The sequence below is a fragment of the Rhodococcus sp. NPDC057135 genome, from assembly GCF_042670865.1.
Lineage (GTDB): Bacteria > Actinomycetota > Actinomycetes > Mycobacteriales > Mycobacteriaceae > Rhodococcus_F.
Genome location: NZ_JBHUUU010000003.1, coordinates 417,741 through 431,747 on the forward strand (window position 1 = coordinate 417,741; position 14,007 = coordinate 431,747).

12 protein-coding genes are annotated in these 14,007 nt (G+C 63.4%); 6 read left to right on the plus strand and 6 right to left on the minus strand.

Annotation, left to right across the window (positions count from 1 at the left end):
- The first annotated feature begins 12 nt into the window (after nt 1-12).
- A complete protein-coding gene (gene rsmI / locus ACFT1A_RS07485) occupies nt 13-843 on the plus strand; it encodes a 16S rRNA (cytidine(1402)-2'-O)-methyltransferase (protein ID WP_378446442.1) in 831 nt (276 codons plus the stop codon).
- Here the strand turns inward: rsmI and ACFT1A_RS07490 are convergent.
- Together ACFT1A_RS07490 and metG are read right to left on the minus strand one after the other, a co-directional pair.
- A complete protein-coding gene (locus ACFT1A_RS07490; RefSeq protein ID WP_378446443.1) occupies nt 840-2,018 on the minus strand; it encodes a DUF2786 domain-containing protein in 1,179 nt (392 codons plus the stop codon). The two genes, rsmI and ACFT1A_RS07490, sit on opposite strands and share 4 nt — an antisense overlap.
- Before the next feature lie 150 nt (nt 2,019-2,168).
- Nucleotides 2,169-3,767: a methionine--tRNA ligase gene (gene metG / locus ACFT1A_RS07495; protein WP_378446444.1), complete on the minus strand. Its 1,599-nt coding sequence runs from the start codon at nt 3,765-3,767 to the stop codon at nt 2,169-2,171.
- Between the two features lie 21 nt (nt 3,768-3,788).
- On the opposite strand from metG, the gene ACFT1A_RS07500 reads away from it, so the two are divergent.
- Together ACFT1A_RS07500 and ACFT1A_RS07505 are read left to right on the plus strand one after the other, a co-directional pair.
- A complete protein-coding gene (locus ACFT1A_RS07500) occupies nt 3,789-4,616 on the plus strand; it encodes a TatD family hydrolase (protein ID WP_347874363.1) in 828 nt (275 codons plus the stop codon).
- 77 nt (nt 4,617-4,693) lie between these two features.
- Complete coding sequence (locus ACFT1A_RS07505; RefSeq protein WP_378446445.1) at nt 4,694-5,083, plus strand: DUF6578 domain-containing protein; 390 nt, start codon at nt 4,694-4,696, stop codon at nt 5,081-5,083.
- Between the two features lie 37 nt (nt 5,084-5,120).
- Here ACFT1A_RS07505 and ACFT1A_RS07510 read toward each other — a convergent pair whose 3' ends face one another.
- Together ACFT1A_RS07510 and ACFT1A_RS07515 are read right to left on the minus strand one after the other, a co-directional pair.
- Nucleotides 5,121-5,888 carry an amino acid ABC transporter ATP-binding protein gene (locus tag ACFT1A_RS07510; RefSeq protein WP_378446446.1) on the minus strand — a complete coding sequence of 256 codons (768 nt, stop codon included), beginning with the start codon at nt 5,886-5,888 and terminating at the stop codon, nt 5,121-5,123.
- Nucleotides 5,885-7,333 (minus strand): amino acid ABC transporter substrate-binding protein/permease, encoded by a 1,449-nt coding sequence (locus ACFT1A_RS07515; RefSeq protein WP_378446447.1) that lies wholly within the window; start codon nt 7,331-7,333, stop codon nt 5,885-5,887. Before ACFT1A_RS07515 ends, ACFT1A_RS07510 begins: the two co-directional genes overlap by 4 nt.
- A 236-nt stretch (nt 7,334-7,569) precedes the next feature.
- On the opposite strand from ACFT1A_RS07515, the gene ACFT1A_RS07520 reads away from it, so the two are divergent.
- The 3 genes from ACFT1A_RS07520 to rsmA are packed head-to-tail and all read left to right on the plus strand — an operon-like array spanning nt 7,570 to nt 10,764.
- The gene (locus ACFT1A_RS07520; RefSeq protein ID WP_378446448.1) at nt 7,570-8,694 is read left to right on the plus strand and encodes a transglycosylase family protein; all 1,125 of its coding nucleotides are present in this window, start codon (nt 7,570-7,572) and stop codon (nt 8,692-8,694) included.
- Nucleotides 8,695-8,727: 33 nt separating this feature from the next.
- Nucleotides 8,728-9,855 carry a transglycosylase family protein gene (locus ACFT1A_RS07525; protein WP_378446449.1) on the plus strand — a complete coding sequence of 376 codons (1,128 nt, stop codon included), beginning with the start codon at nt 8,728-8,730 and terminating at the stop codon, nt 9,853-9,855.
- A 9-nt stretch (nt 9,856-9,864) separates the two neighbouring features.
- The gene (gene rsmA, locus ACFT1A_RS07530; RefSeq protein WP_003946263.1) at nt 9,865-10,764 is read left to right on the plus strand and encodes a 16S rRNA (adenine(1518)-N(6)/adenine(1519)-N(6))-dimethyltransferase RsmA; all 900 of its coding nucleotides are present in this window, start codon (nt 9,865-9,867) and stop codon (nt 10,762-10,764) included.
- A 61-nt stretch (nt 10,765-10,825) separates the two neighbouring features.
- Here rsmA and ACFT1A_RS07535 read toward each other — a convergent pair whose 3' ends face one another.
- A complete protein-coding gene (locus ACFT1A_RS07535; RefSeq protein WP_378446450.1) occupies nt 10,826-13,087 on the minus strand; it encodes a heavy metal translocating P-type ATPase in 2,262 nt (753 codons plus the stop codon).
- On the minus strand, nt 13,087-14,001 hold the full coding sequence (locus tag ACFT1A_RS07540) for a hypothetical protein (protein ID WP_378446451.1): 915 nt from the start codon (nt 13,999-14,001) through the stop codon (nt 13,087-13,089). Before ACFT1A_RS07540 ends, ACFT1A_RS07535 begins: the two co-directional genes overlap by 1 nt.
- Between the last annotated feature and the right edge of the window lie 6 nt (nt 14,002-14,007).

Genomic DNA, 14,007 nt, shown 5'->3' on the forward strand with positions numbered 1-14,007 from the left:
AGGCTGTCAGGTATGACTGGTCGTTTGGTACTCGCCGCAACACCCATGGGAGATGTCGGTGACGCGTCTCCGCGTCTTCGGTCTGCTCTCGCAACCGCCGACGTCGTCGCTGCGGAGGACACACGACGCACCAAGTCTCTGGCGTCCGCGCTCGACGTAACCATCACCGGAAAGATCGTCAGTTTCTACGATCAGGTCGAGATTTCGCGGCTGCCTGCACTGGTCGCCGACGTCGCCGAAGGCAAGACCGTCCTTCTGGTCACCGACGCAGGCATGCCGTCTGTCAGCGATCCTGGATACCGCCTCGTTGCCGCCTGCGTGGCCGAGAACCTCGCCGTCACGTGCCTTCCCGGTCCGTCGGCGGTGACGACGGCGCTGGCACTCTCCGGATTGCCCGTGGAGCGGTTCTGCTTCGACGGATTCCCACCGCGTAAGCAGGGGCAGCGCAAGACGTGGCTCTCGGCCTTGGCAACCGAGCAGCGAGCGTGTGTGTTCTTCGAAGCACCCCATCGCCTTGCCGACTGCCTCGCAGATGCGGTGGAAGTTCTCGGGCCGAATCGGCGCGCGGCCGTGTGCCGGGAATTGACCAAGACTTACGAGGAGGTCAAGCGCGGCACTCTCGGGGAGTTAGCTGCCTGGGCGGCCGAGGGTGTTCGCGGCGAGATCACGGTGGTGCTCGAAGGCGCCGTGCTGGTGGCATCCGATCCTGCCGATCTTGTCGACGAGGTGGAAAGGCTGGTCGAGGGGGGAACGCGCTTGAAGGACGCGTGCGCTCTGGTCGCGACGGCCGGAGTATCCAAGCGCGAGTTGTACGAGACGGTTCTGGCCGCTCGCAAGGACTAGCGGGAGCGGTGCACTGCTGGCGCACCGGGACGCAGGTTGGCGTCGTCGGCTGCGGCCTGGCCGGCGTGCCAGCCTTCGGCGTCGACGGAGCGTCCGCGAGTCTTGCGGGTTGTCGGGAACAGTCGATCGAATTCGGCGTCGACGGCCTCGGACGTGGTGGCGAGGATCGGTAGAAGATCTGCGACGTCCATCGATGCTGCGTCGGCCGCTTCGGCGGTGGCTTTGGTGCCTGCGTCGCGTAATCGGTGTCCGATTCGGCTGGCAAACCCGGCCAGGAACCCCTTGCGGAACGATGTGGTGCGGGAGCCGCCGCGATTGCTCGAATCGGCGAATTGCATTGCACGGGTTGCCTGTACAAGAAGTGAAGTGAACAGCATGTCGACTTGCTGAAGGTCGACCGGAGTGCCGACGACGGTCGCGAGCGCGATATCGCTGAACCACACCGTCCTGACACGATTCGATTCGCCGATCTCGGTCAAGAGGTGAACTTTTTCTTTCACGTACGGGTTCTCGATGTGAATGCGTCGTGCATTCACGGACGTGTCGGTGACCCCGGCGCGACTGTGGAGCAGTGCGGAATCGATCGCGTATCGCGTCATCAACTCCTGGGCCTTCGCGGTGAAGATCTCGGCTTCTTCCGCGAAGTTGGTGGCTTCGGCCTTGGCGAGTAGCCCACGAATTCGCTTGAGTACCTTGGCGTCGACCTCGGTGTCACCGACGCCGGCATAGCTGGTGTGGCTGCGTTGCGACGGCCAGGTGGATGGTGGCGCGAGCAATACCGTCCAATGAGGTAGGCGCATCCATGATCGTGTGACATCGACGATCTGCGAAACAAGGAAGTAGGGGTCCTGGAACAGTAGGCCGGCCGCGAGGGAGCGGAAAGCGTCGTCGTCCACGGTGATTCGAGAGGCGACGCGCCGAGACTTCGGGTACTGCTCGCCGATCGTCTGCAACTGCCCCACCCACTCGAGTGGTGCGCGATCCGACGCGCGGGATGCGTGCGCGTCGAACAGGATGGTGGTGGCAGCGAGATCGGCGTCGGACGCGTCTTTGCTTCGGCGAGCCAGATGGATCAGATCTGCCGGTTGCCATCCGCGTTCGTAGGCGGCCGTCAGTTCGCTGACGAGACCCTGCGCCGCAGAGACGGATTGAGGGCTGACCTCCTGAGTGGACACCCGTGCTCCGTTCCAAGGCAGTGTCTGCGCCGAAGCGCTGGTTCGAATGTATGTTCTATTCGTAGTCATGGCTGGAGTGTGCACGTGGGGTCCGACACATCCGCCGGTAGACGGATATTTCGGACCCCACATGCGGCACTCGTGCCTAGGTCATTCCTCGACGAAGCGGGGGAAGACCGGTGCCGGAGCAGGCAGTTTCCGGTTCGCGTCGATGCGAACCGCGATGTCGGTGAACTGACGGTTCTCTTCGCTCTGACCAAGCAGATCGAGGATGCGTGACGCCGCGTCGGGCATGACGGGCTGAACGAGAAGGCCGACGATACGGACAACTTCGATCGTCACGTAGAGGACCGTTGCCATCCGTGCCGGATCGGTCTTGCGCAGAACCCACGGTTCCTGCTTGGAGAAGTACCGGTTGGTCTCTCCGAGGACGCCCCAGATGGCCTCCAACGCGAGATGCAGTGCTTGCACGTCGAACTCGCTGCGGCACTTGGCAAGCAAGGCATCCGCCGACGCCAGCATCGCCAGGTCGTCCTCGGTGAACTCACCGGGGGTGGGGACCTGGGCGTCGCAGTTCTTCGCGACCATCGTCAGTGAACGCTGCGCGAGGTTGCCCAGTTCGTTGGACAGGTCTGCGTTCATTCGAGTCACGATTGCTTCGTGGCTGTAGCTGCCGTCCTGGCCGTACGAGATCTCGCGGAGCAGGAAGAAGCGGACCGCGTCGAGGCCGTACTGATCGACCATCGCGATCGGATCGACCACGTTGCCGACCGACTTCGACATCTTCTCGCCCTTGTTGTACAAGAACCCGTGGACGAAGACTCGTTCCGGCAGTTCGATGCCGGCCGACATGAGGAACGCCGGCCAGTACACGGTGTGGAACCGTGTGATGTCCTTGCCGATGATGTGCAGGCTCGCGGGCCAGAACTTCTTGAACTCCTCCGAGTCGACGTTCGGATAGCCCACGCCGGTCAGGTAATTGGTGAGGGCGTCGACCCAGACGTACATGACGTGGTCGGGGTCGCCGGGAACCTCGACGCCCCAGTCGAACGTAGTGCGCGAGATCGACAGGTCCTTGAGGCCGCCCTTGACGAAGCTGACGATCTCGTTGCGGCGAGTCGTGGGGGCGATGAACTCGGGATGCTCTTCGTACAGTGCGAGGAGACGGTCCTCGTACGCCGAGAGGCGGAAGGTGTAGTTGGACTCCTCGGTCCACTCCACCGGCGTACCGGTCTCGGTGGACTGACGGGTGCCGTCCTCGAGAAGCGTGGTCTCGGCTTCGGTGTAGAAGGCCTCGTCACGAACCGAGTACCACCCCGAGTACGTGTCGAGGTAGATGTCGCCCGATGCGGCCATCTTCTCCCAGATTGCCTTGCTGGCGACCTGATGATCTGCGTCGGTGGTGCGGATGAACCGGTCGTACGAGATGTTCAGGACCTTGTCGAGGTTCTGGAACACGTCGGAGTTCCGAGCCGCGAGTTCGCGGACGTCGATGCCCTCTTTGATCGCTGTCTGCTGCATCTTCAGACCATGCTCGTCGGTGCCGGTCATGAAGAACACTTCATGTCCGTCCAACCGCTTGAAGCGGGCGAGCGCGTCCGAGGAGATGTACTCGTACGCGTGGCCGATGTGCGGAGCGCCGTTGGGATACGCGATCGCTGTCGTGATGTAGAACGGCGGTCGTTCCGCGCCTTCCGAGGCGGCGGAGTCCGGGCGCGGGGTCTGGGAGGGTGAGGCAGGCACAGTCATGGTGCGCTTACTCTATCGGGCGTGAGCAAAGACCGTCCCGCCCCCGATGCCCCTGAGCCCTTGTCGCCTCTGATCGACGCCCATACACACCTCGACGCGTGCGGTGCGCATGACGCTGCAACCGTGGCCGAGATAGTCGATCGAGCCGAGGCAGTCGGTGTCGGGCGAGTCGTCACGGTGGCCGACGACCTCGACGCCGCGCGATTTGCCGTCGACGCGGCTCATTGGGATTCGAGGGTCTACGCAGCCGTCGCAATCCATCCGACCAGGGCAAACGTTCTTGATGCCGGCACCCGAGCCGAGATCGAGCGTTTGGCGTCCGATCCACGAGTCGTTGCCGTGGGGGAGACCGGGCTCGATCTCTACTGGCCCGGCAAGCTCGAGGGATGCGCCACCATCGAGGAGCAGGTCGACGGTTTCCGGTGGCACATCGACTTGGCGAAGCGTCTGGGCAAGACGTTGATGATCCACAACCGCGAAGCCGACCAGGACTTGCTGCGAGTGCTGAACGAGGAAGGTGCACCGGAGACCGTGGTGTTCCACTGCTTCTCCTCGGATTCGGAGATGGCGCGGGAGTGCATCGACGCCGGGTACGTGCTGAGTTTCTCGGGAACCGTCAGCTTCAAGAACGCGAAAGCGCTGCGTGAGGCCGCGCTGCTGGTGCCGTCGGATCAGCTGATCGTCGAAACGGATGCGCCATTCCTGACGCCGCACCCGTTCCGCGGGGCGCCCAACGAGTCGTACTGCCTGCCCTACACAGTGCGTGCGCTCGCAGACATCCGCGGTGAGGATCCGCAAGCTCTCGCGGCAGCGTCCACGGCGACAGCGGAGCGCGTCTACAAACTCTGACGCTATGGTGGTCTGACAGGTAACTCCGCGCCCGGGACCGTCGTGTCCCGGCCCGTCTACTGCGCGGGGTATTTCAGATGAATGACTACAACGTGGTCACAGTCCGCATCGAAACGTGGGAATTCGAGTGCTGTGCACCGTTGCCGGTGGTCGGCGAAAAATCTGCGTGGGCTTTGCACCCGATAGATGAGTCGCAGTGGTTCGACGGGACGGTTCATGGAGGAATCTATCCCGACGACGTGGAACCTACAGCCGGGATCGTTCTCGCGATCCGACTCGAGCGCGGCGAATTTGTCGAACAAGAACCCAGGCACTGGGTGTTGGTACCTGGGAGCACCGATCACGTTCGAGTCGAGAAGGTCCCGCCACATTTTCGCGGCCTGCCGTCGCTGGTTGCCGGTCGGCGTGGCTGGATGGAGACGGCCGTTGTCGTCGAATTGGCCACCACCCGTGCGCCTTTCCGGTAGTCCCCACTACCAAAAAGGCGCACAGGGGGCTTGCCCCCTAGAGAACCTTCGCCAGGAAGTCCTGGGTTCGCTGCTGCTGGGGGTTGCCGAACAAGTTCTCCGGCTTGCCTTCTTCGACGATGTACCCGTCGGCCATGAAGATGACCCGGTCGGAAACCTCACGGGCGAAGCCCATCTCGTGGGTTACGACGACCATGGTCATGCCCTGCTTGGCGAGGTCGCGAAGAACCTGCAGAACCTCGCCCACCATTTCGGGGTCGAGGGCACTCGTGGCCTCGTCGAACAGCATGATGTCGGGGCTCATCGCCAACGCGCGGGCGATGGCGACACGTTGCTTCTGCCCACCGGACAGGCTGGCGGGCTTGGCATCTGCCTTCTCTGCGAGGCCGACCTGGCCGAGCAGTTTGACGGCGATCTCGCGAGCCTGTTCCTTGGACGATCGGCCGGTCTGCACCGGGGCGAGCATCACGTTTTCGACGACGCTCATGTGTGGGAACAGGTTGAAGTGCTGGAACACCATCCCGATGTGCTGGCGCACCTTGTCGATGTCGACGTCCTTGTTCGTGAGATCGAACTGATCGACGCGCACGGAACCCGCGGTGATGTCTTCGAGGCGGTTGAGGCAGCGCAGGAAGGTGGACTTGCCCGAACCGGAAGGTCCGATGACGCAGACCACTTCACCGCTCTTGATGTCGACGTCGAGGCCTTTGAGAACCTCGTTGTCGCCGAACGACTTCTTCAGTCCCTGGACCGATATCTTGACCTCGGTGTCGGGCTTGCCCATGTTGACGGCTGTTTCGGTCACTTGTTGATCCTCTTCTCGAGGCGGTTCGACAGCTTGGTGAGCGCCATGATGATGATGAAGTACATGACGCCGATGATCAGCCACATGTTGAACGACTGGAAGTTGCGCGCGATGATGATGCGCCCCGTCTGAGTGAGCTCGGCAAGTCCGATGACCGACAGGATCGACGTGTCCTTGAGGGTGATGACGAACTGGTTGATGTACGACGGGATCATCGTGCGAATTGCCTGCGGCATGATGACTTTTCGCATCGACTTCATGTAGTTGATACCCAGGCTTCGTGACGCTTCCATCTGTCCCTTGTCGACGGACAGGATGCCGCCGCGGACGATTTCAGCCATGTACGCACCGGCGTTGAGCGAGAGCGTGATGATGCCTGCCGTGAAGGCGGACATCTGGAAATGCAGGGCGGCAGGGATGCCGAAGTAGATGAAGAACGCCTGCACCAACAGTGGTGTGCCGCGGAAGATGTCGACGTACGCGGTTCCTATGCCTCGGACGAATATGTTGGTCGACACCCGGCAGAGGCCGAAGATCGCGCCGAGCACCAGGGCGATAGCAATCGAGACGACCGAGAGGACGATGGTCAGCCACAGACCCTTGAGGAGCTGGGGGTAGGTGCTCTTGATCAAGCCGATGATCGAGTTGTCCGACGTCGATGCACCCTGACCGAGGTAGGTCGAGACGATTTCGTCGTACTGGCCGTCGTCGCGCAGGTTCTGCAGACCGGCGTTGAACATCTCGAGGAGTTCGGCGTTCTGGCCCTTGTTGACGGCGAAGCCGTAGCTCGCGCCCACCTCTTTTTCGGTGACGGTCTTGAGGCCGTTGCCCTGCGTGATGCCGTAGGCGAGGACGGGATAGTCGTCGAAGACGGCGACGGAGTTCCCGGTTCGGACCTCGTCGTACATGCTGGCGGAGTCAGCGAAATAGACAGTGGTGAAACCGTATTGGTCCTTGATGGACTCGGCGAAGCTGGCGCCCTCGGTGCCGTTCTTGACGGCGACGCGCTTGCCCTTCAGGTCTTCGTACGATTTCACGTCGTTGTCGGTCTCGAGGACGGCCATCTGCACGCCCGACTCGAAGTACGGGTCGGAGAAGTCGAAGACCTGCTTGCGGGCGTCGGTGATGGACATGCCGGCGATGACACCGTCGGCCTGCCCCGCCTGCACGGCCTGAAGGGCCGCGTCGAAGCCGAGCTGCTTGATGTCGACCTTGAAACCTTGGTCCTCGGCGATCGCATTGAGCAGGTCGATGTCGATGCCGACGAGTTTGCCGTCTTCGTTCTCGAATTCGAACGGGGCGAATGTCAGATCGGTGGCGATCGTGTAGGTGCGACCGGGTTGCGCGCTCGCGATTCCGGGGGCGAACAGCGCTGCGATCAGCGCCAGCAGGATGGCCAGGATCGGCCACCTGGCATTACGTGGTCTGTCGAATCTTCTTCGCACTATCGCCCAGCTTTCTTCTGTCGCGCCCGGGATCGCCGGACTGCTTTGAACCAGACGAGAACATACTGCGCCCAGAGCTGAATCGATACACGGGTATCGGAGCCGGAAAGTGCAGAACACACGACACGCCGTTGCCGTTCCGTGACAAAAGTCGCATTTCGTTGTGATTTGGTTGCCGATACAACGCTCGGTCGTTACCGTATTGTGATCGAACGTCGTCTGCCTTGGGATTTCCTGTGTCGCCTTTTGCCAAGATCAACTCCACGAAGTCACCACTTCTCTACTCAGTGGTGGGTGCGTTGCTTCTGACGCTCATCGTCGGGGGTGCGCTCGCCGTAGTTCGGCACAAGACGATCACCCTTGATGTCGACGGCGACATGATCTCGCTGTCCACGATGTCGAGCAGCGTCGGTACCGCTCTCGAGGACGCCGGATACCCGGTCGATCCCAAGGACGCTCTCGCTCCCAGCGCTGATTCCTCCCTGTCCGACGGCGATACCGTCGTACTGCGCCGTGCCCGTGAGTTGGCGCTGACCGTCGACGGTCAGCCGACCACCATCTGGACCACCGCATTGACGGTCGACGAGGCCTTGAAGCAGGTAGATGTTTCCGACGACTTCGCAGTTTCGGCTTCGCGCTCGCATCGTCTGCCCCTCGAACGGACCGAACTCGACGTCGTCAGCCCGAAGACCGTCAGCGTCAGCGACGGCGGCGCTCCCGCGTCGGAGATCAAGCTCGCCGCCGTGACCGTCGGTGATCTTCTCGCGGCGAAGAATGCGCCGCTCGAGCAGGCCGACTCGGTTGTTCCCACCGCGGACACACCTGTCACCAACGGCCTGACCATCCAGGTCACCCGCGACCGCACGGACACTCGCGTCGAGACGCAGCCGATCGCGCCGCCCGAGAACAAGGTCGAAGATCCCGAGCTCGAGAAGGACAAGACCGTCGTCGAGAACCCGGGTGTTGCGGGCGAGCGCACGGCCACCGTCGAGGTCAAGACCGTCAACGGCGTCGAGGCCGGCCGAACCGAACTTTCCGCGACCGTGATCAAGGAACCGGTCGCAGCAGTAGTGAAGGTCGGCACCAAGCAGACTTCCGCGCCCGCCGTGTCCAACGCGTCGACGTGGGACTCCATTGCTCAGTGCGAAGCGACCGGAAACTGGGCCATCAACACCGGCAACGGTTTCTACGGCGGACTTCAGTTCACCCAGAGCACCTGGGAGGCATTCGGCGGCGGTCAGTACGCGGCTCGCGCCGACCTCGCATCACGTGAACAGCAGATCGCGATCGGCGAGAAGGTCCGCGCCGGTCAGGGCTGGGGTGCGTGGCCGTCCTGCACCAGCAAATTGGGCCTGCGCTGACCCGCCCTCACTCCACACAGAACTCAGGAACCCATGTCACCGTTCGCCAAGATCAACTCGACCAGGTCGCCGTTGTTGTACTCGGCGATCGCCGCGCTCCTTCTGACCGTCCTCGTGGGTGGTGTTCTCGCTGTCGTCCGGCACAAGACCATCACCCTCGACGTCGACGGTGAGCAGATTCGCCTGAGCACCATGTCGACCAACGTCGACGGCGCTCTCGAGGATGCGGGTTACCCGATCGGTGACAAGGACGCAGTTGCTCCCGCGGCCGACGCTTCGCTGTCCGACGGCGACACCGTGGTGCTCCGTCGCGCGCGAGAGATCACGCTGACGGTCGACGGTCAGCCGCAGAAGCTCTGGACCACCGCTTTGACCGTCGACGACGCGTTGAAGCAGTTGGATGTCGCAGCAGATGTGCACGTGTCGGCTTCGCGCTCGCAGCGTCTTCCGCTCGACGGCGCCGCGCTGGACGTGCTGACACCGGTTGTCGCAAAACTGGTCGACGGCGCAAACGCGGCAGCAGACGTGCGTATCGCGGCTCCGACGGTAGGGGAGTTCCTCACCGCAAACGGAACGCCGCTCGAGCAGTCGGACACGGTTGTTCCCGCCGCAGATGCGCCGTTGACCGAGGGCCTCGAGGTCACGGTGACGCGTAACCGCACCGAGAACAAGATCGAGACCTTGCCGCTCGATCCGCCGGATCAGCGCATCGAGGATCCGACGATGAACCAGAGCCGTACGACCGTCGAGAACCCGGGCGTTCCCGGCGTGCGCGACGTGACGTTCGCCGTCAATCTCGTCAACGGTGTCGAAGCCGGACGCACACAGGTGGCGGAGACGATCACCACACCGGCTCAGCCGAAGGTCGTGCGTGTCGGCACGAAGCCGGGCACCGAGGTGCCGCCCGTGGAGAACGGTTCGACGTGGGATGCGCTCGCACAGTGCGAGGCCACCGGTAACTGGGCAATCAACACCGGCAACGGTTTCTACGGCGGCGTGCAGTTCGATCAGAACACCTGGGAACGACAGGGCGGGTTGAAATATGCGCCCCGCGCCGACCTCGCCACCCGTGAAGAGCAGATCGCGATTGCGACACAGACCCAGCGCACTCAGGGCTGGGGCGCATGGCCGTCGTGCTCGGGTCGCCTCGGACTGGGATAAGTTCTACTGGTGTCAGACGCCGAACAATCGAACGAACCCATCGCTACTCCGCGCGGGCAGGCAGCCCTGCTCGGTCCGGTCGAGGTGCGCGCTCTTGCCGAGGAATTCGGTGTCCGACCCACGAAACAGTTGGGGCAGAACTTCGTTCACGACGCCAATACCGTGCGACGCATCGTCACCACCGCAGGCGTCACGCGTGACGACGTCGTCCTCGAAGTAGGGCCCGGTCTCGGTTCGCTGACGATGGCGCTGATGGACGTGGTCGATCGGGTCATCGCGGTCGAGATCGATCCCAACCTCGCGGCCCGCCTCCCCAAGACGGTGGCCGAGCGAGCGCCGGAACTGGCCGATCGCCTGACCGTCGTCGAAGCCGACGCAATGCGTGTGTTGCCTTCGCAGATTCCCGGCGAGCCGACCGCGCTGGTCGCGAACCTTCCGTACAACGTCGCGGTGCCGGTACTGCTGCACCTGTTTGCATCGTTGCCGAGTCTGCGGACCGCACTCGTGATGGTGCAAGCCGAGGTTGCCGATCGACTGGCGGCTGATCCGGGAAGCAAGATCTACGGCGTTCCCAGCGTCAAGGCCAACTTCTTCGGCGAGGTTCGCCGCGCCGGCGCCGTCGGACGCAACGTCTTCTGGCCGGTACCCAAGGTGGAATCAGGTCTGGTTCGTATCGACCGGTATGCGGAGCCGCCGTGGCCGATGGACGAGAAGCACCGCAAGCAGGTCTTTGCGGCTATCGACGCCGCATTCGCGCAGCGCCGCAAGACTTTGCGTGCCGCGCTCAGTGGTTGGGCAGGTTCGCCTGCCGAAGCCGAACGACGGCTCCTCGCTGCGGGCATCGAGCCACAGACGCGTGGCGAGATGCTCGACGCAGCAGCCTTCGTTCGGCTGGCTGGAGGCGAATAGCCCCGTGCGCGGTTAAGGAGTGCAGGGACTCCCTAACCGCGCACAGGGGCCTTGCCCCCCGCTATTTGAACCGCCGCAACCTCAGGCTGTTGCTCACCACGAACACACTGCTGAATGCCATTGCGGCACCGGCGAGCATCGGGTTGAGCAGACCGGCCGCAGCCAGCGGGATCGCTGCCGTGTTGTAGGCGAATGCCCAGAACAGGTTGCCCTTGATGGTCTTGAGCGTCTTGCGGGACAGTCGAATTGCATCGGCTGCCGACCGCAGGTCACCGCGCACCAGGGTGATGTCGCTGGCCTCGATTGCAACGTCGGTACCCGTGCCCATTGCCAGACCGAGATCGGCCTGAGCCAGGGCTGCCGCGTCGTTCACGCCGTCGCCGACCATGGCCACGACGCGTCCTTCCGCCTGCAGTTTCTTGACGGCGTCGACCTTGTCGGCCGGCATGACCTCGGCGAACACGGTGCTGATTCCGACCTGATCCGCGACAGTGCGGGCGACGGTGGCGTTGTCACCGGTCAGCAGAACGGGTTCGAGGCCGAGTGCCTTCAACTGCGCGATCGCTTCGGCGCTCGTGTCCTTGACCGCGTCGGCGATCACGAGGATGCCGCGTGCCTTGCCGTCCCAACCCACCGCGATTGCGGTGCGCCCGGCCTTCTCTGCTTCAGCTTTCGCCTCGCGGAGATTTTCCGGCAACGGCATCGACCAGTCGGCGAGCAGCGCGTCTCGGCCGGCGACGACGGCATGACCGTCGACCATTCCCTGCACGCCGCGTCCGGCGACGTTCACGAAATCCTCGACCGGAGGCAATTCGCCCACGGCTTCGGTCGCGCCCTTCGCGATCGCTGCGGCGATGGGGTGCTCGGAGCGATGTTCCAGTGCGCCGGCCAGTCGAAGCACCTCGTCGACGGTTGTTCCTTCGCCCACGACGGTGTCCAGCAGTGTCATCTGACCAGTGGTGACGGTTCCCGTCTTGTCGAGCACGACGGTGTCGACTGCGCGCGTCGATTCGAGCACCTCGGGTCCCTTGATCAGGATTCCCATCTGAGCTCCGCGGCCCGTGCCCACCAACAGGGCTGTGGGCGTTGCCAATCCGAGAGCACAGGGGCACGCGATGATCAGCACGGCGACCGCAGCGGTGAACGCCATCTCGATGGGGTTGCCGGTCCCGAGCCAGTAGCCCAGCGTCGCAACGGCAATCGCGATGACGACCGGAACGAAGATGCCGGCGATCCGATCGGCGAGGCGCTGAACTTCGGCCTTGCCGTTCTGTGCGTCTTCGACCAGCGCCGCCATCTGGGCGAGTTGGGTGTCGCTCCCGACTCGGGTGGCCTGGACGGTCAAGGTTCCACCGACGTTGACGGTGGCGCCGACGACGGTGTCCCCGACACCGACTTCCTCCGGTACGGATTCACCCGTCAACATGCTCATGTCGACGGCTGAGCGGCCCTCGGTGATGATGCCGTCGGTGGCGATCTTCTCGCCGGGCCGAACGATGAAGGAGTCGCCCGCTGCCAGTTCTTCGGCGGGGATTCGTACTTCGACGCCGTCTCGCAATACCGCGACGTCTTTCGCACCGAGTTCCATGAGCGCGCGTAGTGCGGCTCCGGACGTGCGCTTGGACTTGTGCTCGAAGTAGCGTCCGGCCAGTACGAACGTGATGACGCCCGCGGCAACTTCGAGGTAGATGTTGGCGCTGCCGTCCATCCGGTCGACCGTCAGTCTGAACGCGTGTTTCATTCCTGCTTCGCCCGCGGTGCCGAAGAACAGTGCGTAGAGCGACCAGACGAATGCCGAGATGGTGCCCAGGGAGATGAGCGTGTCCATCGTGGCGGCGCCGTGACGCAGGTTCACCCAGGCGGCACGGTGGAAGGGAAGGGCCGCCCACACGATGACCGGCGCGGCCAGCGTGAGGGAGAGCCACTGCCAGTTGTCGAACTGCAGTGCAGGAACCATCGCCATCGCGATGACCGGTACGGAGAGCAGAGTCGAGATGATCAGGCGGGTGCGCAGCTCGCGCAGATCGCGATCCTGCGGGGTTTCCGCGTCCGGGTCGACGGTGTCAGGCGCGCTCGGCGGCTTGGGGAGCGCGGCGGCGTAGCCGGCATTCTCGACGGCAGTGACCAAATCTTCGACGGGTACACCGTCTGGGAAAGTGACCTTGGCCTTTTCCGTCGCGTAGTTGACGGTGGCTGTGACGCCGTCGATCTTGTTGAGCTTCTTCTCGATTCGTGACGCGCAGGAAGCGCAGGTCATTCCGGTGATCGCGAGTTCGACGCTACTCGAGTTGGCAGCATTGTCGACCGCAGTCGGTGACGTCATCAGTGCCCGCCCTCGTGATTGTCTGGAACTGAAGCTGCGGAAGTGCCTGCATCAACCGTGAATTCGGCGGTGCGAACCACTCCTTCGTGTTGGAAGTCGAGGAAGAGGCGATACGTTCCTTCGCTCGGCGCCTGTGCATGGAAGGAAATGTCCGGACCGGGAGCAGTGACGCGGTCGCCCGGCTCACCCTCGGGGTGAACGTGCAGGTAGGCGAGGTCGCCGGTGCGCAGAGCGACAAGGTGACCGTAGGCACCGAGGTACGGATCGAGATCGGTGACCGGGGCTCCGTCGCGAGCAACGCTCAGCGTGATCGGGCCGCCGGCAGTGGTCAGATCACCGTCGAGAGTCACGGTGTATCCGTCGACAGTTGCGGTCGCACTCTTCGCCGGCAGCGGAGCAGGAGCGAATTCGCCTGCCACATCGAAGTTTCGGCCGAGCGTCAGTTGGGTGCCGTCGGTGGGGTCGAAGTCCGCGAAGACTCGGTAGGTACCGGCGACAGGCCAGGTCCAGTCGATCGACCAGGTGCCGTCTGCGGCGAGCGAAGGATGCACGTGGCGGAACTCGCTGGTGTCGTTTCTGACGACGATGAGGTGGAGCATCTTCTCGTGCAGAAGGTCGAAATCGACGACGGGCTCGTTGTTGCTGTCGAGAATCCGGAAGGTCAAGGTTCCCGGCTCCCCAGCTCGATCGGGTGCGGTCACTTCGGTGAGTGTGTAACCGCCGGAAGAGACTTCGAGCCCTGCGGGTGTTGCCGAATCCATGCCTGGCATCGATTCGGTGGTTGATTCGTGGGTGCTGTGCTGGGTAGTGGACATGTCTATCGGGCTTCCGATTGCGGCCCCCACACCGAGGGCGGCGCCGAAGACGGCGACCAGCCCTACGGCGTAGGTGGCAAGTGTTGTCGAGGTGCGCACAGCTGA